This window comes from Nocardioides allogilvus (assembly GCF_003047285.1).
Taxonomy (GTDB): Bacteria; Actinomycetota; Actinomycetes; order Propionibacteriales; family Nocardioidaceae; genus Nocardioides; species Nocardioides allogilvus.
The window spans coordinates 62,339-85,600 of the sequence record NZ_PZYX01000007.1; the positions used below are offsets into that span (position 1 = coordinate 62,339).

Here is a 23,262-nt window from a genome sequence, read left to right on the forward strand (position 1 = left end):
GCGTGACCGATCACAAGACTCTCGCCCAGCAGGCCGCGATCGAGCTGGCCCAGCTCACCGGCATCGAGCGCCACGACGTCGCCCTCGTCCTGGGCTCCGGGTGGCTGCCCGCCGCGGACGCCCTCGGAACCGCCACCGCGGAGATCAACACCACCGACCTGCCGGGCTTCCACGTCGCCGGCGTCGTCGGCCACTCCGGCAAGATCCGCAGCATCGCGGTCGGGGACAAGCACGTGCTGGTCTTCCTCAGCCGCACCCACTTCTACGAGGGCAAGGGCGTCGCCGCCGTCGTCCACCCGGTCCGCACCGCAGCCGCCGCGGGCTGCTCGACGATCGTGCTCACCAACGGTTGCGGTGGCCTCAAGGAGACCTTCCAGCCCGGCCAGCCGGTGCTGATCTCCGACCACATCAACCTGACGGCGACCAGCCCGATCGAGGGCGCCAACTTCGTCGACCTCACCGACCTTTACTCCGCTCGGCTGCGGGCGCTCTGCACGGAGATCGACCCGACGCTCGACGAGGGCGTCTACGTCCAGTTCCCCGGCCCGCACTACGAGACCCCGGCCGAGATCGCCATGGTGCGCGCCATCGGCGGCCACCTCGTCGGCATGAGCACCACCCTCGAGGCGATCGCCGCCCGCGAGGCCGGCATGGAGGTGCTCGGCATCAGCCTGGTCACCAACCTCGCCGCCGGCATCAGCGGCGAGCCGCTCAACCACGACGAGGTCCTCGAGGCCGGCAAGGCCGCGGCCGGCCGGATGGGCGACCTGCTCGGCCAGATCGTCCCCCGGCTCTGATGCGGGTCCTGGTCACGGGGGCAGCCGGGTCCATCGGCCGCGTCGTCGTCCCCGGACTGCTCGAGCGCGGCCACGAGGTGGTCGGGCTCGACCTCGTGCCGGCACCCGACGGCAGCACCTGCCCCTGGCACACGGTCGACTGCACCGACGCCGACGCGGTCGACGCGGTCTTCGAGCAGGAGCGCCTCGACGGCGTCGTGCACCTGGCCGGGCACCCCGACGAGGCCGACCTCCCGACGTCGCTGGCCTCCCACGTCATCACCACCGCCGCGCTGCTGGACGCCTGCGTCGCCCACCGCGTCAGCCGCTTCGTCCACGCCAGCTCCAACCACGCCGTCGGCCGCACCCCGCGCCGCGACCTGCCCGGCGGCGTCATCTCCGACGACGCCCTCCCCCGCCCCGACACGTTCTACGGCGTCGGCAAGGTCGCTGCGGAGGCCCTGCTCCGGTTGTACGCCGATCGCCACTCGATCGACGCCATCGCCTGCCGCATCGGTTCCTTCCTCGACGAGCCCGCCACCGCACGAGCGCTGGCCACCTGGCTCTCGCACGACGACGCGGTCAGGATGTTCGACGCGGCACTCACCGCTCCCTCGCCCGGCTTCGCCGTGCTCTACGGCATCAGCAACAACACCCGCGCCTGGTGGGACCTCGAGCCCGGTCGCAGGCTGGGCTACGAGCCGCTCGACGACGCCGAGGCACACGCCGGCCGGATCGCCGTACGCGATGTCGACGACGCCGAGGCGGCGCACGTGGGCGGACCGTTCGCGGGCGAGGAGTTCTACCGCCCTGCGCTCGGCAACCAGGCTTGACTTCGAGTGCACTCCGAGGCGGACACTGACGCCATGAGCCTGACCATCGCCGAGGCTGCCGAGCAGACCGGACTCACGGCCCACACCCTGCGCTACTACGAGCGCGACGGACTGATGCGCACGCCGGTGCGCCGATCCGCGTCGGGACACCGGGCCTACGACGAGGCCGACCTGAGCTGGATCACGCTGATCGCCAAGCTCCGCGCGACGGGGATGCCGATTCGCGTCGTGAAGCAGTACGCCGCCCTCGTCCGCACTGGCACCGGGAACGAGGCCGAGCGGCTCGATCTGCTCAGGGCTCACCGGGAGCACGTGCTCCGACAGCTCGCCGAGATGCGTTCCCACCTGGGCGCCATCGACCACAAGATCGACCTCTACGAGGGGTTGACTTCGAGCGCGCTCCAAGGCGTTGACTCGAGCCATGACGACACCACAGCGACAGCTTCGTGACCTGACCGTCTCCGCGCTCGGCCTCGGCTGCATGGGGATGAGCGAGTTCTACGGCTCGACCGACGAGCAGCAGGGCATCGACACCATCCACCGCGCACTGGACATCGGCGTCACCTTCCTCGACACCGCCGACATGTACGGCCCCTTCACCAACGAGCAGCTCGTCGGCAAGGCGATCGCCGGCCGGCGCGACCAGGTGCAGCTCGCGACCAAGTTCGGCAACGAGCGCAATCCGGACGGCAGCCGGGTCGGCATCAACGGCTCCCCGGAGTACGTCCGGTCCGCCTGTGACGCCTCGCTCCAGCGTCTCGGCGTCGACCACATCGACCTCTACTACCAGCACCGGGTGGACCAGTCCGTCCCGATCGAGGAGACCGTCGGTGCCATGGGCGAGCTGGTGGCGGCCGGCAAGGTCCGCCATCTCGGACTGTCCGAAGCCGCACCCGACACGATCCGCCGCGCCAACGCCACACACCAGATCACGGCACTCCAGACGGAGTACTCCCTGTTCACCCGCGACCTCGAGGACGAGATCCTTCCGGTCATCCGCGAGCTCGGCATCGGCCTCGTGCCCTACTCGCCGCTGGGTCGCGGCATCCTCACCGGTGCCATCACGCAGGGGACGCTCGAGCAGGACGACTCCCGCACCAGCGCCTACTTCCCTCGCCTCAACGGCGAGGCCCTCGACGCCAACCTGGTCCTCGTCGATCGCGTCCGCGCCATCGCGTCGGAGAAGGGCTGCACGCCCGGCCAGCTCGCTCTCGCCTGGGTGCTCGCGCAGGGTGACGACGTGGTGCCGATCCCCGGGACGAGGCGGGTGAAGTACCTCGAGGAAAACGTCGGCGCCCTCGACGTAGGGCTCACCGCGGGCGACCTCACCGCCCTCGATGCGGCCGTCCCCCGCGAAGCGGTCGTCGGTGCCAGGTACGGCGACATGTCGAGCATCGACGCCTGAGTGTCCTCAGGTCGAGGCAATCCCCATCCGGCCCTCGCGGAAGGCGTCGACGAACAGCGAGTGGTCCTCGCGCACCCGCAGGGCGTAGTCGATGCCCCATTGGCACAACCACTGCGTGAAGTCCTGGCGCCGCCCCACCAGCGAGTCCACGATCGCCGCCTCGACCTGGATGTCGACGAGGTCCTGGTCGCTGTCCTCGTCGGACGCGCAGTGGATCTTGGCCGTCGCCCTGCCCAGCAGGTCGACGATCTTGCGCATGTCGGAGGGCTCGTTGATGTTCGACCAGTCGAGGTCCACCTCGTACGGCGACACCTCGGTGACCACATAGCCGACCCCGCGGATGGTGGTGTGGCCGAGGAGCGGGTCGGTGTGCACCTGGAGCGCCCGCTGGCTGACCGCCGTGCGGTGGCCCTCGTGCTCGAAGTAGGCGTCGACCTCGCTGGTGTCCACGAACCGCGACAGCGCCGGGATGTTGGCCTGCTTCACCGAGAGCACCACGTCGTTGTCCAGCGCCTGGCTGTAGCCCTCCACCAGGATGTTGTAGGCGGGCAGCCCTGCGCTGCCGATGCCGAAGCCGGACTTGCCGACGACGTCGCGCAGGTCGTAGAAGAGCGCACGGTCGAACCGCTTGGACTGCGGGATCGTCTCGAGGTAGTCACGGAAGGCGGCCACGACCAGGGTGCGCTCGTCCCGGCCGAGACGCCGGGCCGAGGTGTCCTCGCTGAAGCGTCGGAGCCCACGCGTCAGCACCGTCATCTCGTCGAGCAGGTCGGCTCGCCGCAGCGTGCGTGCGCTCTCCAGCGCCGTCAGGACCGGACCGGTCGCGTTGTCGAGGGTCAGCGCGAAGTCGTCGTCGTCCTCGGTCGCGGCGTAGTGGTTGACCTGGGAGAGGTAGGAGCGGACGAAACGGCCGATCAGCTTGCGGACCGCCTCCTCGGGCAGCGCCTTCTGCCAGCCGACGAGGGCGAGGCTGGCAGCGAACCGCTGCAGGTCCCAGGTGAAGCGCCCGAGGTAGGCCTCGTCGAAGTCGTTGATGTCGAAGACCAGCCGGCCGTCGGAGTTGAGGTAGGTGCCGAAGTTCTCCACGTGCAGGTCGCCGTGGATCCAGATCCGTTCCGCCCCGTGACGCGCCCAGTCGTCCTGCTCGGCGGTCACGTCGTTGTAGAACAGGCAGGCCGATCCCCGGTAGAACGCGTGCGGATCGAGCGCCATCTTGCGGTACTTCGCCCGGAAGGCCACCGGGTCGGCCCGCATCAGCGGCGCGAACGCCTCGCGGACCACCTCGATGATCGTGTCGGTGCGCGCGCTCGCTGAGGCCATCTCGGCAATCTAGCCCGCGAGCCGACGGCGCAGGCCACGCAGGCACCCGGCCATCATCCGGTCGTGGTTCCACCGCAGCACCGGCCCGAGCGGGCGCGCCACCAGGGCCTGCAGCCTCCCCGTCACGTCGACGTCCTGATCGTGGTCGAGCCGGGTCCCACCGACGACGGGCGACAACCGCCAGCGCACCGTCCCGGACAGGTCGCCGCTGATCGTCGTCTCCAGCAGAGTGGGCTCGCGGTGCACGGCCCCCAGCACCAGGTCGAGCGTGTAGGGCAACGTCGAGCGGCACAGCACCCGGGCGGTGTCGTCGTCGATCTTGGCCACGGCCAGGACCTGCGGCCACCAGTCCGGATAGTGCTCGAGGTCGACCAGCACGGCGTGCACCTCGGCCGGCGGCGCGGCCACCATCCACGTCGATTCGAAGTGGAAGGCGCTCACACCGAGAGGCTAGTCCGCAGGCGATAGCGTCAGCCCATGACCGACACCACCCCGACCGACGGCTTCGCCGCCGACCTCCTGTCCCGCGCCCGTGCCTGGGCCGCCGAGGACCCGGACCCGCAGACGCGGGCCGAGCTGGAGCAGGCGATCGCGGCCGTCGAGGCGGGTGGCCTCGACACCGACCTGGCCGACCGCTTCGCAGGCACCCTGGAGTTCGGTACGGCGGGGCTGCGCGGCGCACTGGGTGCGGGCCCCACGAGGATGAACCGGGTCGTGGTCACCCGCGCCGCGGCCGGGCTGGCGGCCTACCTCGTCGACACCGGCCACCGCGGCGGCAGCGTCGTCATCGGCTTCGATGCCCGCCACAACAGCGACGTCTTCGCCCGCGACACGGCCGAGGTGATGACCGGCGCCGGGCTCAAGGCGCTGGTGATGCCGCGCCCGCTGCCCACTCCCCTGCTGGCGTTCGCCATCCGCGAGCTCGGGTGCGCTGCCGGCGTGATGGTCACGGCCAGCCACAACCCTCCACAGGACAACGGCTACAAGGTCTACCTCGGTGACGGCAGCCAGATCGTGCCGCCGTACGACCTCGAGATCGCGACCCGGATCGCGGCCGTGGGCCCGATGGCCGACGTCCCCCGGGGCACCGCCGGCACGGTGGTCGGCGAGGAGATCGTCGACCGCTACCTCGACCGGGTGGCCGATCTCGCCGACGACGGTCCGCGCGACCTCACCATCGTCTACACCCCGCTGCACGGCGTGGGCGCGACGACCGTGGTGCAGGTGCTGGAGACGGCCGGCTTCTCCGCCCCCCACGTGGTGGAGCTGCAGGAGGAGCCCGACCCCGAGTTCCCGACCGTTGCGTTCCCCAACCCCGAGGAGCCCGGTGCGATGGACCTCGCGATGGCGCTCGCGGTCGAGAAGAACGCCGACATCGTCGTGGCCAACGACCCCGACGCCGACCGGTGCGCCGTCGCCGTCCCCGGCCCGCACGGCTGGCAGATGCTGCGCGGCGACGAGGTGGGCGCCCTCCTCGGGCACCACCTCCTCGGGCTCGGCCGCGAGGGCACCTACGCCAACTCCATCGTCTCCTCCAGCCTGCTGGGCAAGATGGCCGCGGCAGCGGGTCAGCCCCACGAGGAGACCCTCACGGGCTTCAAGTGGATCAGCCGGGCGCCCGGGCTGGCCTTCGGCTACGAGGAGGCGCTGGGCTACTGCGTCGACCCGGACCACGTGAAGGACAAGGACGGCGTCTCCGCCCTGCTGCTCGTGTGCGAGATCGCCGCCACGGCGAAGGCCGAGGGCCGCGGCCTCAACGACATCCTCGACGACATCGCGACCGAGCACGGCCTGCACGCCACCGACCAGCTGTCGGTCCGCTTCGAGGACCTCGCCCAGATCCCCGCCACCATGCAGCGGCTGCGCGACACCCCGCCGACGACCCTCGGCGACCTGGCGGTCGAGCGGATCGACGACCTCGCGCTGGGCAGCGACGCACTGCCCCCCACCGACGGGCTGCGCTTCGTGCTGGCCGAGGGTGCGCGGGTGATCGTGCGCCCGAGCGGCACCGAGCCCAAGGTGAAGTGCTACCTCGAGGTCGTCATCCCGGTCGACCCCGACGACGGCGTCGATGCCGCGCGGATCGCCGCAGCCGGTCGCCTCGACGCGATCAAGGGCGACCTCAGGGCTGCCGCGGGAATGTGACCCGCGGCCTGCTCAGGCCAGGACGGCGACGAGCAGGCCCAGCACCGACACGGCGATGAGTCCGACCGGCAGCCACGCCGGTCGGCGCCGTACGCCGGAGGCCAGCTCGAGCTGCTCGTCGGAGAGCAGCGCGACCCCGGCCGCCTCGCGTGCGCGCTCCATCCGGCTGCGGATCTCCTGCTCGACGTAGTCGGCGTAGGCGATGTCGGCCACCGGGTCGGAGACGTCGGGGACGGCAGTGCTGCTGGTCGGCCTGGCCGTGACGACCTTGCGGAAGGGCTTGCCGACGGCTGTCGAGACGTAGCGCTTGTCGCCCACCCGGACGGCCATCACCTGTCGTACGGCGAGGTCCTCGATCGCCGCCAGCGGGAGCCGCTGGTGCTCGACCATGGTGCGCAGGACGAGCTCGTCGGCGGTGACCGAGACCCGTGGCCACAGCATGGAGGCCCACGCGAGCACGCTGAACAGGACGACCCCCGCGACGAGCGGTGCCGGCACCGACCCGGGGTCCGCCACGGCGAGCGCGACGACCCCCAGACCTGCGACCACGGCGATGCTGCCCATGATCCGACCGCCCGTCGGACGGAACCGGATCTCGTCCTCGAACTCCTGCGGCATCGGTCTCCTTCAGGTTTGCCTGCGTTGCCCGTCCCAACCCTATGCTGGCTCGGTGACGACAACTTCTGCCTCAACGGCGAGCGCGGGAGTCTTCGACGACATCACAGCGTCGGAGTCATCCCTTCGCCGGTTCCTGCACGGCCTGCCCGGTGTCGACCAGGTCGGCGCCGAGGCGCGGGCCGCGGGCCTGGGGACGCGGTCGATCAAGACCACGGCCAAGAGCTTCGCCATCGACCTCGCGATCCGGATGGTCGACCTGACCACCCTCGAGGGCGCCGACACCCACGGCAAGGTGCGGGCGCTGGCGTCGAAGGCCATGCGCCCCGACCCGGCCGACCCGACGTGCCCGATGACCGCCGCCGTGTGCGTCTATCCCGACATGGTCGCCACCGCCAAGCAGACGCTCGGCACCTCCGGCGTGCACGTCGCTGCCGTCGCGACCGCCTTCCCGAGCGGGCGCGCCGCGCTCGACATCAAGCTCGCCGACACCCGCGACGCCGTCGAGGCGGGCGCCGACGAGATCGACATGGTCATCGACCGTGGCGCGTTCCTGTCCGGGCGCTACCTCGACGTCCACGACGAGATCGTGGCCGTCAAGCAGGCCTGCGGGCCGGCCCACCTCAAGGTCATCTTCGAGACCGGCGAGCTGCAGACCTACGACAACGTCCGCCGCGCGAGCTGGCTGGCCATGATGGCCGGCGCCCACTTCATCAAGACCTCCACCGGCAAAGTGCAGCCCGCGGCCACGCTGCCGGTCACGCTGGTCATGCTCGAGGCCGTTCGCGACTTCCGGGAGCAGACCGGCCAGATGGTCGGCGTGAAGCCCGCCGGCGGCATCCGGACGACGAAGGACGCGATCAAGTACCTCGTCATGGTCAACGAGATCGCCGGCCCCGACTGGCTCGACCCGGACTGGTTCCGCTTCGGTGCCTCCACGCTGCTCAACGACCTCCTGATGCAGCGCACCAAGATGGTCACCGGCCGCTACTCCGGCCCCGACTACTTCACCCTGGACTGAGGGAAACAGACATGGTCAAGGTCCCCGAGAAGGCCACCGCCTTCTTCGAATACGCCCCCGCACCCGAGTCGCGCTCGATCGTCGACATCAAGGCCTCCTACGGGCTGTTCATCGACGGCGAGTTCGTCGACGGCCACGGCAAGAGCTTCAAGACGATCAACCCCGCCACCGAGGAGGTGCTGGCCGAGGTCGCCGAGGCCGACGAGTCGGACGTCGACCTCGCCGTGAAGGCGGCCCGCCGCGCCTACACCCGCGTGTGGGGTCGGATGCCCGGCAGCGAGCGCGCGAAGTACCTCTTCCGCATCGCCCGGATCATCCAGGAGCGCGGGCGCGAGCTCGCCGTCCTCGAGTCGATCGACAACGGCAAGCCGATCAAGGAGTCGCGCGACGTCGACATCCCCGTCGTCGCCGCCCACTTCTTCTACTACGCCGGCTGGGCCGACAAGCTCGAGCACGCCGGTCTCGGGACCGACCCGCGGCCGCTCGGCGTGGCCGGCCAGATCATCCCGTGGAACTTCCCGCTGCTCATGCTGGCGTGGAAGATCGCGCCTGCCCTGGCCGCCGGCAACACCGTCGTGCTCAAGCCGGCGGAGACCACGCCGCTCACGGCCCTGCTCTTCGCCGAGATCTGCCAGCAGGCCGACCTCCCGCCGGGCGTCGTCAACATCGTCACCGGGGCCGGTTCCACCGGCCAGGCCATCGTCGCCCACCCGGACGTCGACAAGGTCGCCTTCACCGGCTCCACCGACGTCGGCAAGGCGATCGCACGCGCCACGGCCGGCACGAGGAAGAAGGTCACCCTCGAGCTCGGCGGCAAGGCCGCCAACATCGTCTTCGACGACGCTCCCATCGACCAGGCCGTCGAGGGGATCGTCAACGGCATCTTCTTCAACCAGGGCCACGTCTGCTGTGCCGGCTCGCGCCTGCTCGTGCAGGAGTCGATCGCCGACGAGGTGATGGAGCGGCTCAAGCGCCGGATGTCCACCCTGCGCGTCGGCGACCCGCTCGACAAGAACACCGACATCGGGGCGATCAACTCCGCCGAGCAGCTCGCGAAGATCCGCGAGCTGTCCGACATCGGCGAGTCGGAGGGCGGCGAGCGCTGGTCGCCCGCGTGCGACCTGCCCAAGAACGGCTTCTGGTTCCCGCCCACGGTGTTCACCGGCGTCACCCAGGCCCACCGGATCGCCCGGGAGGAGATCTTCGGGCCGGTGCTGTCCACGCTGACCTTCCGCACTCCCGCGGAGGCCGTCGAGAAGGCCAACAACACCCCGTTCGGGCTCTCGGCCGGCGTCTGGACCGACAAGGGCTCGCGCATCCTCTGGATGGCCAACCAGCTCCGCGCCGGGGTGGTGTGGGCCAACACGTTCAACAAGTTCGACCCGACGTCGCCCTTCGGCGGCTACAAGGAGTCGGGCTACGGCCGCGAGGGCGGCCTCCCGGGCCTCGCCGCCTATCTGAAGGGAATCCACTGATGGCGCGCATCGACGTGAAGAAGACCTACAAGCTCTACATCGGTGGTGAGTTCCCCCGCTCGGAGTCCGGGCGGACCTACGTCGTCAACGACGCCCAGGGCAACCTGCTGGCCAACGCCGCCCAGGCCAGCCGCAAGGACGCCCGCGATGCCGTGGTGGCCGCGCGCAAGGCCTTCGGCGGCTGGTCGTCGAGGACGGCCTACAACCGCGGCCAGGTGGTCTACCGCATCGCCGAGGTGCTCGAGGGCCGTCGCGACCAGTTCGTGGCCGAGCTGCGTGCCAGCGAAGGGGTCACCGCCGCCAAGGCCAACACCTTCGTCGACGCCGCCATCGACCGGCTCGTCTGGTACGCCGGCTGGGCCGACAAGATCACCCAGGTCGTCAGCTCCGCCAACCCGGTCGCCGGGCCCTTCTTCAACATCTCCGCGCCCGAGCCGACCGGCGTCGTCGCCGTCGTCGCCCCGAGCGGTCCACTGCTCGGGCTCGTGAGCGTCGTCGCTCCGGCGATCGTCACCGGCAACACCTGCGTCGTGATCGCCAGCGAGGCACACCCGCTCACCGCGATCACGCTCGGCGAGGTGATGGCCACCTCCGACCTGCCCGGCGGCGTCGTCAACTTGCTCACCGGCTCGGCCGCGGAGATCGCCCCCTGGCTGGCGTCCCACATGGACGTCAACGGCATCGACCTGACCGGTGTCACCGACCCCGACCTCGCGACCTCGCTGGAGGTGGCGGCCGCCGACAACCTCAAGCGGGTCCGGCGAGCGCCCGAGGCACCGGTCGACTGGTTGGCGACGCCCGGCATCGACCGGCTGACCGACTGGTTGGAGACGAAGACGGTCTGGCACCCGATCGGGGTCTGAGACCCCGACCGGGAACCGGCTGGCTCAGCGGGACAGCAGACCGCCCGCCAGCACCGTCAAGATGTCGCGCGGGTCGCGTGCCTCATAGGCCTGACCGCCGGTGACCTTCGCCATCGCGGCGAGGGCTGCCATGTCGGCGTCGGTGCCGATGCCGACCGGGATGATGCGCACGGGTCGGTCCGGGTTGTGCAGCTCCTCAACCTGCTCGAGCAGCTCCTCGAGGCTGATCGAGCCCGGGTCGTCGTTGGCGCCGTCGGTCAGCAGCACGAGGCTGTTGTAGTAGGCAGGGTTGTACTCGCGGTTGGCGACCTTGTAGGCCTCCAGCATCGTGTCGTAGGTGCCCGCGCCGCCGCCCGTCAGGTTGGGCAGGATCGCGGCCTTCGCGAGCAGCAGCTCAAGCTGCGTGCCACCGTCGACGTTCGGTGCGTCGAGGCGCCGCAGCGGAGCCAGCTCACGCCAGTCCTGACCGACACCTCCCTGGTTGATGGAGTAGGACCAAATCCCGATCCGGGCGTGGTCGGGGAAGGCACCGAGAGCCCTGGCGGCCGCATCGGCGGCCAGCTCGATCCGGGACAGGGAACCCTCCACGGTGTCCATCGAGGACGACGCGTCGAAGACGGCCAGGACGCTGGACGGCACCGTGAGGATTCCCCAGCTCTTCATGGTCGATTCCACCTGGCTGGGCTGCGCGGCGGGCAGCTGCTTCGTCGCCTCGACACTCTCGTCGTCGGAAAGCGGTGCGCCGTCGGGTGCGCGCAGCTTGTCGTCCGCGATGGCCGCGAGGCCCTCCTCGGTGGTGAACCACGCGGCGAGCCGTTCGCCGGTGCGCCCGGCGACGTCGAGTGCGCCGGAGCTGACGGCGATGCCTCCCTCGCCGGCGTCCGGCTGCACGAGCGGGAAGTTGAGCACGGCTGCGCCGGTGGCCGGGGTCGACCACGTGAGCGACTCGTTGCCGCGTCGGGCGATCAGGAAGTCCCGCTCGGTGGCCGGGATGAGCCGGCGGCTGCCGGCCGGGATGGTGTCGAGCGTGACGGGGCGCTCCTGCCCGGCGGCCAGCTTGGCGCCGAACTTCTGCGCGACCGGCACCAGGGCGCCCTGCGCCGCAGCGACGTCGCCGCCGCGCTCGGCGGCCTCGGCGAGAGGTGCGAGCAGGGTCTGGGCGAAGGCTCCGCTCGACAGCGGGTCCGTCTTCACGAGCTGCGGCGAGGAGAGCGCCTCGAGCCACGTCGTCGGCCGGGGCCCCGATCCGCCGCCGGCCAGGCCCACGGGGCTGCTGGCGAGGGACGGCACGAGCACCTTGCCGGTCAGGTCGGCGCCGGCCAGCACCGTCTGCCACCCCGGGGAGTCGGGGACCCAGAGGTCGGGGATCACGTCCTCCTCGCCCTCGCCGACCTCTTGCTGGGCCGCCGCCACCTCGGCCACGGTCGCGGTGCTGACCTCCAGCTCGACGCACTGACCGGTGTCCTCCATGTCGGCCACGGCCTCGTCGACGAGGTCGGCCATCGCCGGCGCGGCCACCATCGTGACGGTCGTGGTGGCGGCGCTCGTGCAGCTCGCGGCGGCGTCGGAGTCGTCGTCGCCGAACAGCGACACGCCGAACCAGCCGACCGCGGCCACGAGGGCCAGCACCACACCGATGCTGGCCCAGCTGCGGCGGTCCGACTCCGGGTGCGTGGGCGTCTCGTCGGGCTCGGGCGGGGTGATGGCGTGGGCGCCGAACATGAACGTGCCTCTCGAAGCGAAACAGGGGATTTGCTTGGCAGACGATATGCGCTGTCACGCGTGGGGACGGCCCGAATCCACAAACTGCTCCCGCACACCGCACGTGGCCCCGGGCGACGTTTGCGTGGCTCGGCGCGGCACAATGTTCCTCGTGCCTGCCCGTGTGATCGTCCTGGCCGGTCCCAGCGGAGCCGGCAAGTCGCGACTGGCCCAGCGCCTGGGCCTGCCAGTCCTGCGGCTCGACGACTTCTACAAGGACGGCGACGACCCCACGCTGCCGACGATCGCGACAGGCGCCAATGCCGGGCTGGTGGACTGGGACCATCCTGACTCGTGGCTGCACGACGACGCGCTGACAGCCCTCACCGCCCTGTGCCACCACGGCACGACCGAGGTGCCGGTCTACGAGATCGCCCGCAACGGTCGCTGCGGCAGCCGACCGCTCGACCTGGGCCGCTCGTCCCTCTTCGTGGCCGAGGGCATCTTCGCGCCGGAGATCGTCCCCGAGTGTCGCCGCGCCGGCCTGCTCGAGGCGGCGTTCTGCATCACCCAGCGACCCGTCGTCACCTTCTGGCGGCGACTGACCCGCGACCTGCGCGAGCGGCGCAAGCCCCCGGTGATGCTGCTGCGGCGCGGGCTGGACCTGATGCGCGGCCAACGCCGCGTCGTGGCCCACGCGGTCAGGCTCGGCTGCGAGGTCGCCACCCCGGACGAGGCCTACGCCCGCCTGAGCGCCGAACGCAGTCCCAGATGAGCCTCTCCGAGACCGGCCGCCTGCTCCTGGGGCGACAGCTCCAGCAACCTGACCAGCGCAGCTGCGGCGCAGCCGTGGCCGTGATGGCCGAGGCCCTGCGCAACGACGGTTATGCGCGGCGCCTGCTGGCAGGAGGCGACGAGGAGTTCGACCGCGAGGTCTTCGCCATGCACCGCCGCCTCACCGGGCCGGTCGACGCGGCCGGCTCCCTCCAGGCCCCGTGGCTGAGGATCGTCGGCACTCCCCCGTGGGCGCTGGCTCGCCAACTCGCTCGCAGGTCCGACGGGCGACGTGTCGTGCCAGCACGGTTCCGACCGGGCAGCGCCTGGGCCGCGATGACCGCCAGCCTCGCCCGTGGGGAGCTGGTCCCGGCCTACGTCGGAAACCGCCGGCTCCCTCGCCATGTCGTGCTCGCCGTCGAGCAGCTCGAGGACGCCGTACGCATGTATGAGCCCGGCTCCGGACGGCTCGTGCGCGCCACCCGCGAGGAGTGGACCGAGGGACGCCTGCTCCTCGGGGGCTGGCGCGAGCCCTGGTTCGTGGTCAGCGCTCGGCGATGAGGGCTGCGTAGCCCGGCTTGATGACCTCGTCGATGATCGCGAGCCGCTCGTCGAACGGCAGGAACGCCGACTTCATCGCGTTGATGGTGAACCACCGCAGGTCCTCGAGGGTGTAGTCGAAGGCCTCGACGAGGCCGGACATCTCGTCGGTCATCGAGGTCTGGCTCATCAACCGGTTGTCGGTGTTGACGGTGACGCGGAAGCGCAGTCTCGTCAGCAGCCCGATCGGGTGCTCCGCGATCGAGGCGGCGGCCCCGGTCTGGATGTTGGACCGCGGGCACATCTCGAGCGGAATTCGGCTGTCGCGGACGTACGCCGCCAGCCGCCCCAGCTCGACCGAACCGTCGTCGTGGACGGTGATGTCGTCGACGATGCGCACGCCGTGCCCGAGCCGCGCGGCGCCGCACCACTGGATCGCCTGCCAGATCGAGGGCAGGCCGAAGGCCTCCCCGGCGTGGATCGTGAAGTGGGCGTTCTCCCGCTGGAGGTACTCGAACGCGTCGAGGTGACGGGTGGGCGGGAACCCTGCCTCGGCACCCGCGATGTCGAAGCCGGCGACCCCGCGGTCGCGCCAGGCGATGGCGAGCTCCGCGATCTCCATCGAGCGGGCCTGGTGGCGCATCGCGGTCAGCAGCTGCCGTACGACGACGCGCCCGCCGGCCGCAGCAGTGCCCTGGTCGAAGCCCTCCTGCACGGCAGCGACGACCTCGTCGAGGGTCAGGCCCTGCTCGACGTGCTGCTCCGGCGCATAGCGGACCTCGGCGTAGACCACACCGTCGGCGACCATGTCCTCCACGCACTCGCGCGCGACCCGGGTGATGGCCGGTCCGGTCTGCATCACCGCGACCGTGTGGTCGAAGGTCTCGAGATAGCGCTCGAGCGAGCCGGAGTCGGCGGACTCGACGAACCAGCGCGCCAGGCCCTCCGCGTCGGCGGCCGGCAGCTCGTGGCCACGCTCCGCGGCGAGGTCGATGATCGTCTGCGGTCGCAGGCCGCCGTCGAGGTGGTCGTGCAGCAGGACCTTGGGTGCACGGCGGACGTCGTCGCGGGTGGGAGTGCTCACCCCCCTATCCTTCCAGCCATGCGCACATTCACCACCCTGGAAGAGGTCGCCGCGTCGGCCAACACCGAGATCGGCACCACCGACTGGCTGGTCGTCGACCAGGAGCGAATCAACCTCTTCGCCGACGCCACCGGCGACCACCAGTGGATCCACGTCGACGAGGAGCGGGCGAAGACGGGACCGTTCGGTGCGACCATCGCCCACGGCTTCTTGACGGTGAGCCTGCTGCCGCACTTCAACACCGAGTCCTTCGCACTCGAGACCCCGGGTGCGCGCCTCAACTACGGGCTGAACAAGGTGCGCTTCCCGCACCCCGTCCCGGTCGGTTCGCGGCTCCGCTCGCACGTCTCCTTCGGCGACGTCACCGACCTCGCGACCGGCAAGCAGCTGGCGATCCGGCACACCGTCGAGATCGAGGGCGTCGACAAGCCCGCCTGCGTCGCCGAGCTCGTCGTCCTGCTCCTCGCCTAGCGTGCGCCGGCCGCGCGTCCGGCGAGATCGCGGGCGGCCTCCGGCCAGGTCGGGAAGTCGAAGGCGAACCCCGCCTCCACCAGCCGGGCCGGGACGACACGACGACTCTTGAGCAGCAGCTCCGTGTCGCTGCGCAGCACGAAGGCACCGACCTCGGCCATCGACCTGGTCGCCGGCAGCCCGAACCGGCGACCGACCGCTCGCCGCAGCACGCGCATCAGCTCGCGCTGCGGCAGCGGATGGGGCGAAGCGAGGTTGACTGCCCCGCTGAGGTCGTCGCGCTCCAGCAGCAGCTCGACGGCGCGGACGAAGTCGCTGTCGTGGATCCAGGAGACGAACTGCTGTCCCCCGTCGACCGGTCCGCCCAGGCCCACTCGCGCCAGCACCCGGAGCACGTCGAACACCCCACCCCGGTCGGGACTCATCACCATCGCCGACCGGAGCGCGACCTTCCTGGTGGCCGGGGTGTCCGCCTCCTGCTGGGCGGCCTCCCAACGCCGCGCGATCTCGGTGCTGAACGCCCAGTAGGCCGGGACGTCGTGCTCCTCGCCGCCGATGACGCCGTCGTGCTCGTCGTTGGCTGCGTCGAAGCGGTGGCTGTAGATCGTGGCCGTGCTCGCCTGCAGCCACACCGTCGGTGGTCGCTCAGCGCGCTCGACGGCACGACCCACGGCAAGGGTCGAGTGGACGCGGGAGTCCATCATCTCGGCGAGGTGCTCCTTGGTGTAGCGGCAGCTCACCGTGCGGCCCGCGAGGTTGATCACCGCGTCGGCGCCGTCCACCTCGTGGGCCCACTCCCCGACGGTGCGGCCGTCCCAGAGCACGTGCCGGATCACGGGCTCGAGTGGTGTGACGTGTCGGCTCAGCACGACCACCTCGTGTCCGGAGGCGGCGAGTGCCCGCCGCAGGATTCCTCCGACCTGTCCCGTTCCCCCGGGGATGACGATCTTCATGCCCGAAGCCTATTCAGATTTTTGAACATGTTCAACTCTACGGCGACCAGCGCGCCGAGGGCGACGAGGGCCTGGGCCACGGCCGTGGCGCCCAACGCCATCACCATCGCGCGCAACCGGAGCCGCGCGAGCACGGTCCCGACCACGAGGACGGCCAGCACGGCGGCGTACACATGATCGGGGCGCCCGCCGTCGCCGATGATCCCGAGGGCACTGATCGAGGCGATCAGGAACAGCACCGTCGCGGCGGGAAGATCGTGCGCAGGTCGATCAACCGATCCGGTCGATGACCAGGGGCTGGGGCGTGAAGGCACCGTCTCCGATGTCGTAGCCGCCCTCGAGCGAGGCGAGCGCCCGGTCGAAGCGTTCGGGCTCGTCGGTGAGCAGCGTGAACAGCGCCTGCCCCTGCGTCACGGTGTCGCCGGGGCGGGCGTGCCACACGACGCCGGCGCCGTCCTGCACCGGGTCCTCCTTGCGGGCGCGGCCGGCGCCCAGCCGCCAGGCTGCGAGGCCGACGGCCATCGCGTCGAGGCGGGTGAGGGTGCCGCTTGCGGGCGCGTTGACGACGTGCGACTCCTTCGCGACGGGCAGTGTCGCGTCGGGGTCGCCGCCCTGGGCGCGGATCATCCTCTTCCAGGCGTCCATCGCCGAACCGTCGGCCAGCTTGTCGGCCGGGTCGACGCCGGTCACGCCGGCACCGGCGAGCATCTCGCGGGCCAGGGCGATGGTCAGCTCGACCACGTCGGCCGGGCCGCCGCCGGCCAGCACCTCGACCGACTCGGCGACCTCGATCGCGTTGCCGGCGGTCAGGCCGAGCGGCGTGCTCATGTCGGTCAGCAGCGCGACGGTGTGCACGCCGGCGTCCTTGCCGAGCCCGACCATCGTCTCGGCCAGCTCGCGCGCCAGCGCCTCGTCCTTCATGAAGGCGCCGGTGCCGACCTTGACGTCGAGGACCAGCGCCCCTGTGCCCTCGGCGATCTTCTTGGACATGATCGAGCTGGCGATGAGCGGGATCGCCTCGACCGTGCCGGTCACGTCGCGCAGGGCATAGAGCTTCTTGTCGGCGGGAGCGAGCCCGTCACCGGCCGCGCAGATGACAGCGCCGACCGACTCGAGCTGGGCGAACATCTCCTCGTTGGACAGCGCCGCGCGCCAGCCCGGGATCGACTCCAGCTTGTCGAGGGTGCCGCCGGTGTGGCCGAGGCCGCGCCCCGACAGCTGGGGTACGGCGACTCCGCACGCCGCCACGAGCGGCGCCAGCGGCAGGGTGATCTTGTCGCCGACCCCGCCGGTGGAGTGCTTGTCGGCGGTCGGCCGGGACAGGGTGGAGAAGTCCATCCGCTCGCCCGAGGCGATCATCGCGGCCGTCCAGCGCGCGATCTCGCGCGGCACCATGCCGTTGAGCAGGATCGCCATGGCCAGCGCGGACATCTGCTCGTCGGCGACGTCGCCACGGGTGTAGGCGTCGATCACCCAGTCGATCTGGCTGTCGCTCAGCTCGCGGCGATCGCGCTTGGCGCTGATCACCTCAACGGCGTCGTGGGTCACGTGCGGTCCTCCAGGTCGAGGTCGAGGTCGTCGGGTCCGAAGGCCTGGGGCAGCACCTCGGCCATGGTGCGGACACCCAGGGGCGTCTCGATGAGCAGGTCCGCCCCGCCGTGCTCCCACAGCAGCTGGCGGCACCGTCCGCACGGCATGATCACCTCGGCTGCGCCGTTGACGCACACGAAGTGGGTCAGGCGGCCGCCGCCGGTGACGTGCAGCTCGGAGACCAGCCCGCACTCCGCGCAGAGCGTGGCGCCGTACGCCGCGTTCTCGACGTTGCAGCCGACGACGAGCCGGCCGTCGTCGACCAGGGCGGCCGCCCCGACGGGGAAGTGGGAGTAGGGCGCATAGGCGCGCCGCATCACGGTCGTCGCCTCGGCACGGAGCTCGTTCCAGTCCATCGGCCTCACTATGACGCATCTTGCGGCGAGGAGGTCTCGAACCGGCTTCGGATTCACTCATTGCCTTCCCACGCCGGACGACTTGCAGGCATCATTCACACCGACAAGCGGTCCCACTCCGGGGGCCGACTGATTTTGGAGGCATCTGTGAGGAAGACGAAGAAGGTCGTCGTCGGCGGCATCGTGGCGCTGCTGGCGTCCGCAACCCTGGCCGCTTGTGGCGACGCTCCCGAGGAGGACAACGGCACCGGCGGCGAGGCCACCGCGAGCGACTTCCTGCCCTGCATCGTCTCCGACGCGGGTGGCTTCGACGACAAGTCGTTCAACCAGCTGGGCTTCGAGGGCGCCACGCAGGCCGCCGAGGAGCTGGGCACCAAGCTGAAGCCGGTCGAGTCCAACAGCGAGAACGACTACGGCCCCAACCTCGAGAGCCTCGTCGCCGAGGGCTGCGACACAATCGTCACGGTCGGCTTCGCACTGTCGGCCGCCACGGTCGAGTCGGCCACGGCCAACCCGGAGATCGAGTACGTCCTCATCGACGACGCCGCGGACAACGACTTCGACGGCACCAAGGACGCCGAGAACGTCAAGCCGCTCCTCTACAACACGGCCGAGGCCGCGTTCCTGGCCGGCTACGCCGCTGCCGACTACACCAAGACCGGCGTGATCGGGACTTACGGCGGCATGGAGTTCCCGACCGTCACGATCTTCATGGACGGCTTCAAGCAGGGCGCTGACTACTACGCCCAGGAGAACGACAAGAAGGTCAAGGTCGTCGGTTGGGACGGCAAGACCGGCTCCTTCACCGGTGGCTTCGAGGCCAACGAGGCGGCGACCAGCACGGCTCGCCGCATCATCGAGCAGGACGCCGACGTGATCCTGCCGGTCGGTGGCCCGATCTACCAGGGTGCGCTCACCGCGATCGCCGACTCCGGCAAGGACGTCGCGATGATCGGCGTCGACGCCGACGTCTACGAGACCGACCCGAACACCCAGGACGTCATCCTCACCTCGATCCTGAAGAACATGAAGGTCTCGACCTACGAAGCCGTCCTGGAGGCGGGCGAGGGCGACCTCGACTTCGAGTCCTACGTCGGCACGCTCGAGAACGACGGTGTCGGCCTCGCGCCGTTCCACAACTTCGAGAGCAAGGTGTCCGAGTCCCTGGCCGCCGACCTCGAAGAGGTCAAGGCCGGCATCATCGACGGCTCCATCGAGGTCACCTCCTACCTGGCTCCCTGAGTCACGTAGACGATCCCGTCCCCGGGGGGAGGCCGACGCTCGCGTCGGTCTCCCCCTCGGCACGTCGTGAATAGGATGCGTTGCCATGAAGCTTGTTCTTCGAGACATCACCAAGCGATTCGGGTCGCTGGTCGCCAACGACCGGATTTCGCTCGAGGTGTTGCCCGGCGAGGTGCACTGCCTGCTGGGTGAGAACGGCGCCGGGAAGTCCACCCTGATGAACGTCCTCTACGGCCTCTACCGGGCCGACGAGGGCGAGATCGTGCTCGACGACGTCGTGCAGCACTTCTCCGGTCCCGGCGACGCCATGGCGGCCGGCATCGGCATGGTCCACCAGCACTTCATGCTGATCCCGGTGTTCACCGTCACGGAGAACGTCATGCTCGGCAACGAGGCCACCGGCTTCGCCGGCACCCTCGACCTCGACGCCGCCCGCGAGCGGGTCCGCGAGATCTCCAGCCGCTTCGGGTTCCACGTCGACCCCGACGCGATCGTGGAGGACCTGCCGGTCGGCGTACAACAGCGCGTCGAGATCATCAAGGCCCTGTCGCGAGACGCGGAGGTGCTGGTCTTCGACGAGCCGACCGCGGTGCTCACGCCGCAGGAGACCGACGAGCTGATGGACATCATGCGCCAGCTCAAGGAGGCCGGGAAGGCCATCGTCTTCATCACCCACAAGCTGCGTGAGGTGCGTGCGGTTGCCGACCGCATCACCGTCATCCGCCGCGGCGCGGTCGTCGGTGAGGCAGAACCCACCGCCACCAACGCCGAGCTCGCGGCCCTCATGGTCGGGCGACCGGTCGAGCTGACGGTCCACAAGGACGCACCCCAGCTCGGCGACGACGCGCTGGTGGTCCGTGACCTCCGCGTGGTCGACGCCCTCGGACAGGTCCACCTCGACGGCATCAGCTTCACGATCAAGGCGGGCGAGGTGCTCGCCGTCGCGGGTGTCCAGGGCAACGGCCAGACCCAGCTGACCGAGGCCCTGCTCGGCCTCCAGGACCACGTCGAGGGCTCGATCACGCTGGACGGCAAGGAGCTGGTCGGCCGCTCGGTGCGCAAGGTGCTCGACGCCGGCGTCGGGTTCATCCCGGAGGACCGCCAGACCGACGGGCTGGTCGGTAGCTTCTCCATCGCCGAGAACCTCATGCTCAACCGCAGCTTCCGCTCGCCGTTCGTCCGGCGCGGTGCGCTGCGACGAGACGCCCTCGAGACGTTCGCCGAGCAGAAGCTCCAGGACTACGACGTCCGTGCGCCCGACATCCACACCCACGCCGGCAAGCTCTCCGGTGGCAACCAGCAGAAGGTCGTCGTCGCCCGCGAGCTCTCGCGCGACCTGCGCCTGCTGGTGGCCGCCCAGCCGACGCGCGGGGTCGACGTCGGCTCCATCGAGTTCATCCACAAGCAGGTCATCGCCACCCGCGACAGCGGGATCCCGGTGCTGGTCGTGTCGACCGAGCTCGACGAGGTCGTGGCCCTGGCCGACCGGATCATGGTGCTCTACCGCGGGCAGGTGGTGGGCATCGTGCCCGGCGACACCCCACGCGAGACACTCGGACTGATGATGACCGGCGAGCGCCCGAAGGACGTGGTCGCGTGAGCGGCACCGAAGTGAAGCCGAGGGCCACCCCGCCCGAGGGCCCCAGCCGTTCACAGTCAGTGCTCCGCGAGATCGCCTCCGGCAACGCGCTGGCCGGCGTGCTCGCGGTGTTCCTGGCCGTCGTCGTCGGCTCGCTGATGATCGCCATCACCGACGAGGAGGTGCGGGCGTCGGCGTCCTACGTCTTCGCCCGCCCGGGCGACTTCTTCCAGGCGAGCTGGGACGCGATCTGGGGCGCCTACACCGCGCTGTTCCGTGGTGCGGTCTACAACGACCGGGTCGACGACTTCGCCACGCAGATCCGCCCGCTCACCGAGACCCTGAAGTTCGCCGGGCCGCTGATCGCGGCCGGGCTCGGGGTCGGCCTGGCGTTCCGCGCGTCCCTGTTCAACATCGGCGGTCGCGGCCAGATGTTGCTGGCCGGTGCTGCCGCCGGTTGGGTGTCCTTCACGTTCGACCTGCCGATGGTCGTGCACCTGCCGCTCGCCATCTTCGCGGGCATGCTGGCCGGCGCCCTGTGGGCCGGACTGGCGGGCCTGCTGAAGGCCCGCACCGGCGCGCACGAGGTGATCGTGACGATCATGCTCAACTACGTCGGCTACTACCTCGTCTTCTTCGCGCTCTCGCGCCAGGGGCTCCTGCAGGCCCCGGGCTCGGCCAACCCCAAGTCCGCACCGGCCCACGACTCGGCGATCCTGCCGAAGATCCTCGGCGACCGGTTCAACCTGCACCTCGGCTTCGTCCTCGCCCTGGTCGCCGTCGCCCTCGTGTGGTGGCTGCTCAACCGGTCGACGCTCGGCTACCGCATCCGTGCGGTCGGGGAGAACCCCGACGCCGCCCGCGCCGCCGGCATCAACGTGGGCCGCACCTACACCGTGGTGATGCTGATCGCGGGAGCCCTCGTCGGCCTCGCCGGCGCCAACCAGGTGCTCGGCACCGTCACCAGCGGCGTCACCACCGACCTCGACGCCGGCATCGGCTTCGACGCCATCACCGTCGCGTTGCTCGGCCGGTCCAAGCCCCTGGGCATCCTGGGCGCCGGGCTGCTCTTCGGCGCCTTCAAGGCCGGCGGCTTCGCGATGCAGGCCTCCGAGGGCATCCCGGTGGACATCGTGCTCGTCGTCCAGTCCCTGATCGTCCTGTTCATCGCGGCGCCGCCCCTGGTGCGCGCGATCTTCCGGCTCCCCGCCAAGGAGGCGAAGTGAGTACCACGACCGCTCTCTCCCCCACGCCCCACACCGGCGGCCCCGTCGTGGGCACCGTGAAGGTGGCCAGCCGCAAGACGCTCGTGATCTTCGCCGTACTCACCGCGGGCCTGGCGCTCATCCTGGCCACCTCGGCCGAGGCCGGTGACACGACCTTCCGCCTCGCGGCCGACAGCGACTTCTTCCAGCTCCCGCAGCTGACGGTCCCCTCGCTCCCGACGGCCTGGGTGCTCGCCGCGGTCTGTGCCGTGCTCACGGCCGAGTCGCTGCGCCGCTACCTCACCAAGCGCTCCACCCCCGGGTGGGTCGTGGTGGTCTTCGCCGTGGCGTGGATGGCCGGCTTCCTGACCTGGGCCGCCGCCGGCGGCTCGGTGCCGGTCGTGGGGCTGTTGGCCGGCTCGCTCGCGCTGGCCGTGCCGCTCGTGTTCGGCGCCCTCGGCGGCGTGCTCGGCGAGCGTGCCGGGGTCGTCAACATCGCCATCGACGGCCAGCTCCTGCTCGGGGCGTTCGCAGCGGCGATCGTGGCCTCGTCGACGGGCTCGCCCTGGGCTGGGCTCGTCGCGGCGATGCTCGCAGGCGCCCTGGTGGCGCTGGTGCTGGGCGTCTTCGCCATCACCTACCTCGTCGACCAGGTGATCGTCGGCGTCGTCCTCAACGTCCTGGTGATCGGCCTGACCAGCTTCTTGTTCAGCCAGGTGCTGGCGCCCAACGCCGCCACCCTCAACTCCCCGCCGCGCTTCCCGCGGGTGCCGATCCCGGTGCTCGGCGAGATCCCCCTGGTCGGACCGATCTTCTTCCGCCAGACCGTCGTCGTCTACCTCCTCTACATCGCGGTGGCGCTGGTGACCTTCGCCCTCTACCGCACGCGCTGGGGACTGCGGGTGCGCGCCGTCGGCGAGCACCCCAAGGCAGCCGACACGGTCGGCATCAAGGTCAACCGCACCCGCTACCGCACCATCCTGCTCGCCGGCGCGATCGCCGGCATGGGCGGCGCGTTCTACACCTTGGTCTCGGTCCCGCAGTTCAACCGCGAGATGACCGGCGGCGCCGGCTACATCGCGCTCGCCGCGGTGATCTTCGGCAAGTGGGACCCGGTCCGCGCGACCTTGGCGGCGCTGCTGTTCGGCTTCGCGTCCAACCTGCAGGGCGTGCTGGCGGTGCTCGGTTCCCCGGTCCCCAGCCAGTTCATGCTGATGCTGCCCTACGTCATCACGATCTTCGCCGTCGCCGGCCTGGTCGGTCGCTCACGACCGCCGGCGGCCGACGGGGTGCCCTACCAGAAGGAGTAGCGGG

Annotated in this window: 24 protein-coding genes; 15 read left to right on the forward strand and 9 right to left on the reverse strand. The window is 70.6% G+C overall.

Annotation, left to right across the window (positions count from 1 at the left end; genetic code table 11):
* The first annotated feature begins 2 nt into the window (after positions 1 to 2).
* From C9J87_RS12070 to C9J87_RS12085, 4 genes are read left to right on the forward strand one after another with little or no spacing between them, the layout of a single operon-like run.
* The gene (locus C9J87_RS12070; protein WP_010833880.1) at positions 3 to 797 is read left to right on the forward strand and encodes a purine-nucleoside phosphorylase; all 795 of its coding nucleotides are present in this window, start codon (positions 3 to 5) and stop codon (positions 795 to 797) included.
* Positions 797 to 1,609: an NAD-dependent epimerase/dehydratase family protein gene (locus C9J87_RS12075; RefSeq protein WP_010833881.1), complete on the forward strand. Its 813-nt coding sequence runs from the start codon at positions 797 to 799 to the stop codon at positions 1,607 to 1,609. Before C9J87_RS12070 ends, C9J87_RS12075 begins: the two co-directional genes overlap by 1 nt.
* Before the next feature lie 33 nt (positions 1,610 to 1,642).
* The gene (locus tag C9J87_RS12080) at positions 1,643 to 2,059 is read left to right on the forward strand and encodes a MerR family transcriptional regulator (RefSeq protein ID WP_051204522.1); all 417 of its coding nucleotides are present in this window, start codon (positions 1,643 to 1,645) and stop codon (positions 2,057 to 2,059) included.
* Entirely contained in the window at positions 2,031 to 3,014 is a 984-nt protein-coding gene (locus C9J87_RS12085) for an aldo/keto reductase (RefSeq protein WP_010833883.1), read from the forward strand. Before C9J87_RS12080 ends, C9J87_RS12085 begins: the two co-directional genes overlap by 29 nt.
* 6 nt (positions 3,015 to 3,020) lie before the next feature.
* On the opposite strand, the gene C9J87_RS12090 is transcribed toward C9J87_RS12085, so the two are convergent.
* Both C9J87_RS12090 and C9J87_RS12095 read right to left on the reverse strand, forming a co-directional pair.
* Positions 3,021 to 4,334, reverse strand: a complete 1,314-nt coding sequence (locus tag C9J87_RS12090) for a DUF2252 domain-containing protein (RefSeq protein ID WP_010833884.1) — start codon at positions 4,332 to 4,334, stop codon at positions 3,021 to 3,023.
* A 9-nt stretch (positions 4,335 to 4,343) separates the two neighbouring features.
* Positions 4,344 to 4,775, reverse strand: coding sequence for an SRPBCC family protein (locus C9J87_RS12095; protein WP_232820039.1), 432 nt, complete (start codon positions 4,773 to 4,775; stop codon positions 4,344 to 4,346).
* A 36-nt stretch (positions 4,776 to 4,811) separates the two neighbouring features.
* Between C9J87_RS12095 and C9J87_RS12100 the strand changes: the two genes are divergently transcribed.
* A complete protein-coding gene (locus C9J87_RS12100) occupies positions 4,812 to 6,479 on the forward strand; it encodes a phospho-sugar mutase (RefSeq protein WP_107705643.1) in 1,668 nt (555 codons plus the stop codon).
* Between the two features lie 12 nt (positions 6,480 to 6,491).
* Here the strand turns inward: C9J87_RS12100 and C9J87_RS12105 are convergent, their stop codons facing one another.
* Positions 6,492 to 7,097, reverse strand: a complete 606-nt coding sequence (locus tag C9J87_RS12105; protein ID WP_107705644.1) for a hypothetical protein — start codon at positions 7,095 to 7,097, stop codon at positions 6,492 to 6,494.
* A 52-nt stretch (positions 7,098 to 7,149) separates the two neighbouring features.
* On the opposite strand from C9J87_RS12105, the gene deoC reads away from it, so the two are divergent.
* The 3 genes from deoC to C9J87_RS12120 are packed head-to-tail and all read left to right on the forward strand — an operon-like array spanning position 7,150 to position 10,453.
* Positions 7,150 to 8,115 carry a deoxyribose-phosphate aldolase gene (deoC, locus tag C9J87_RS12110; protein WP_010833888.1) on the forward strand — a complete coding sequence of 322 codons (966 nt, stop codon included), beginning with the start codon at positions 7,150 to 7,152 and terminating at the stop codon, positions 8,113 to 8,115.
* Between the two features lie 11 nt (positions 8,116 to 8,126).
* Entirely contained in the window at positions 8,127 to 9,590 is a 1,464-nt protein-coding gene (locus C9J87_RS12115) for an aldehyde dehydrogenase family protein (protein WP_010833889.1), read from the forward strand.
* Entirely contained in the window at positions 9,590 to 10,453 is an 864-nt protein-coding gene (locus tag C9J87_RS12120; RefSeq protein ID WP_010833890.1) for an aldehyde dehydrogenase family protein, read from the forward strand. Before C9J87_RS12115 ends, C9J87_RS12120 begins: the two co-directional genes overlap by 1 nt.
* Positions 10,454 to 10,477: 24 nt before the next feature.
* Here C9J87_RS12120 and C9J87_RS12125 read toward each other — a convergent pair whose 3' ends face one another.
* Positions 10,478 to 12,175 (reverse strand): VWA domain-containing protein, encoded by a 1,698-nt coding sequence (locus C9J87_RS12125; RefSeq protein WP_107705646.1) that lies wholly within the window; start codon positions 12,173 to 12,175, stop codon positions 10,478 to 10,480.
* 151 nt (positions 12,176 to 12,326) lie between these two features.
* Here C9J87_RS12125 and C9J87_RS12130 point away from each other — a divergent pair, with 151 nt between their 5' ends.
* Complete coding sequence (locus C9J87_RS12130) at positions 12,327 to 12,929, forward strand: ATP-binding protein (RefSeq protein ID WP_107705690.1); 603 nt, start codon at positions 12,327 to 12,329, stop codon at positions 12,927 to 12,929.
* A complete protein-coding gene (locus C9J87_RS12135; protein WP_107705647.1) occupies positions 12,926 to 13,489 on the forward strand; it encodes a hypothetical protein in 564 nt (187 codons plus the stop codon). Before C9J87_RS12130 ends, C9J87_RS12135 begins: the two co-directional genes overlap by 4 nt.
* On the opposite strand, the gene C9J87_RS12140 is transcribed toward C9J87_RS12135, so the two are convergent.
* Positions 13,473 to 14,552 carry an adenosine deaminase gene (locus tag C9J87_RS12140; RefSeq protein ID WP_107705648.1) on the reverse strand — a complete coding sequence of 360 codons (1,080 nt, stop codon included), beginning with the start codon at positions 14,550 to 14,552 and terminating at the stop codon, positions 13,473 to 13,475. The two genes, C9J87_RS12135 and C9J87_RS12140, sit on opposite strands and share 17 nt — an antisense overlap.
* An 18-nt stretch (positions 14,553 to 14,570) precedes the next feature.
* On the opposite strand from C9J87_RS12140, the gene C9J87_RS12145 reads away from it, so the two are divergent.
* Positions 14,571 to 15,023: a MaoC family dehydratase gene (locus C9J87_RS12145; RefSeq protein WP_010833895.1), complete on the forward strand. Its 453-nt coding sequence runs from the start codon at positions 14,571 to 14,573 to the stop codon at positions 15,021 to 15,023.
* On the opposite strand, the gene C9J87_RS12150 is transcribed toward C9J87_RS12145, so the two are convergent.
* From C9J87_RS12150 to C9J87_RS12165, 4 genes are read right to left on the reverse strand one after another with little or no spacing between them, the layout of a single operon-like run.
* Positions 15,020 to 15,976: a TIGR01777 family oxidoreductase gene (locus tag C9J87_RS12150; protein WP_107705649.1), complete on the reverse strand. Its 957-nt coding sequence runs from the start codon at positions 15,974 to 15,976 to the stop codon at positions 15,020 to 15,022. The two genes, C9J87_RS12145 and C9J87_RS12150, sit on opposite strands and share 4 nt — an antisense overlap.
* Positions 15,973 to 16,215, reverse strand: coding sequence for a hypothetical protein (locus tag C9J87_RS12155; RefSeq protein ID WP_107705650.1), 243 nt, complete (start codon positions 16,213 to 16,215; stop codon positions 15,973 to 15,975). Before C9J87_RS12155 ends, C9J87_RS12150 begins: the two co-directional genes overlap by 4 nt.
* 31 nt (positions 16,216 to 16,246) lie before the next feature.
* Positions 16,247 to 17,524, reverse strand: a complete 1,278-nt coding sequence (locus C9J87_RS12160) for a thymidine phosphorylase (protein WP_107705651.1) — start codon at positions 17,522 to 17,524, stop codon at positions 16,247 to 16,249.
* Entirely contained in the window at positions 17,521 to 17,922 is a 402-nt protein-coding gene (locus C9J87_RS12165; protein WP_107705652.1) for a cytidine deaminase, read from the reverse strand. Before C9J87_RS12165 ends, C9J87_RS12160 begins: the two co-directional genes overlap by 4 nt.
* Positions 17,923 to 18,069: 147 nt before the next feature.
* On the opposite strand from C9J87_RS12165, the gene C9J87_RS12170 reads away from it, so the two are divergent.
* The 4 genes from C9J87_RS12170 (at position 18,070) to C9J87_RS12185 (ending at position 23,258) form a co-directional block, all read left to right on the forward strand.
* Positions 18,070 to 19,164: a BMP family lipoprotein gene (locus C9J87_RS12170; RefSeq protein ID WP_107705653.1), complete on the forward strand. Its 1,095-nt coding sequence runs from the start codon at positions 18,070 to 18,072 to the stop codon at positions 19,162 to 19,164.
* Between the two features lie 85 nt (positions 19,165 to 19,249).
* Entirely contained in the window at positions 19,250 to 20,764 is a 1,515-nt protein-coding gene (locus tag C9J87_RS12175; protein WP_010833901.1) for an ABC transporter ATP-binding protein, read from the forward strand.
* On the forward strand, positions 20,761 to 21,969 hold the full coding sequence (locus tag C9J87_RS12180; protein WP_232820040.1) for an ABC transporter permease: 1,209 nt from the start codon (positions 20,761 to 20,763) through the stop codon (positions 21,967 to 21,969). Before C9J87_RS12175 ends, C9J87_RS12180 begins: the two co-directional genes overlap by 4 nt.
* Entirely contained in the window at positions 21,966 to 23,258 is a 1,293-nt protein-coding gene (locus tag C9J87_RS12185; protein ID WP_010833903.1) for an ABC transporter permease, read from the forward strand. The genes C9J87_RS12180 and C9J87_RS12185 overlap by 4 nt, the downstream gene beginning before the upstream one ends.
* The last annotated feature ends 4 nt before the right edge of the window (positions 23,259 to 23,262 follow it).

Excerpts from the sequence above, each read along its gene's own strand:
- C9J87_RS12105 (WP_107705644.1), bottom strand. The coding sequence starts at position 7,097 with ATGCCGCAGGAGTTCGAGGACGAGATCCGGTTCCGTCCGACGGGCGGT.
- C9J87_RS12135 (WP_107705647.1), top strand. The coding sequence starts at position 12,926 with ATGAGCCTCTCCGAGACCGGCCGCCTGCTCCTGGGGCGACAGCTCCAG.
- C9J87_RS12145 (WP_010833895.1), top strand. The coding sequence starts at position 14,571 with ATGCGCACATTCACCACCCTGGAAGAGGTCGCCGCGTCGGCCAACACC.
- C9J87_RS12165 (WP_107705652.1), bottom strand. The coding sequence starts at position 17,922 with ATGGACTGGAACGAGCTCCGTGCCGAGGCGACGACCGTGATGCGGCGC.
- C9J87_RS12100 (WP_107705643.1), top strand. The coding sequence starts at position 4,812 with ATGACCGACACCACCCCGACCGACGGCTTCGCCGCCGACCTCCTGTCC.
- C9J87_RS12080 (WP_051204522.1), top strand. The coding sequence starts at position 1,643 with ATGAGCCTGACCATCGCCGAGGCTGCCGAGCAGACCGGACTCACGGCC.
- C9J87_RS12085 (WP_010833883.1), top strand. The coding sequence starts at position 2,031 with ATGACGACACCACAGCGACAGCTTCGTGACCTGACCGTCTCCGCGCTC.
- C9J87_RS12090 (WP_010833884.1), bottom strand. The coding sequence starts at position 4,334 with ATGGCCTCAGCGAGCGCGCGCACCGACACGATCATCGAGGTGGTCCGC.
- C9J87_RS12115 (WP_010833889.1), top strand. The coding sequence starts at position 8,127 with ATGGTCAAGGTCCCCGAGAAGGCCACCGCCTTCTTCGAATACGCCCCC.
- C9J87_RS12075 (WP_010833881.1), top strand. The coding sequence starts at position 797 with ATGCGGGTCCTGGTCACGGGGGCAGCCGGGTCCATCGGCCGCGTCGTC.
- C9J87_RS12175 (WP_010833901.1), top strand. The coding sequence starts at position 19,250 with ATGAAGCTTGTTCTTCGAGACATCACCAAGCGATTCGGGTCGCTGGTC.
- C9J87_RS12150 (WP_107705649.1), bottom strand. The coding sequence starts at position 15,976 with ATGAAGATCGTCATCCCCGGGGGAACGGGACAGGTCGGAGGAATCCTG.
- C9J87_RS12120 (WP_010833890.1), top strand. The coding sequence starts at position 9,590 with ATGGCGCGCATCGACGTGAAGAAGACCTACAAGCTCTACATCGGTGGT.
- C9J87_RS12125 (WP_107705646.1), bottom strand. The coding sequence starts at position 12,175 with ATGTTCGGCGCCCACGCCATCACCCCGCCCGAGCCCGACGAGACGCCC.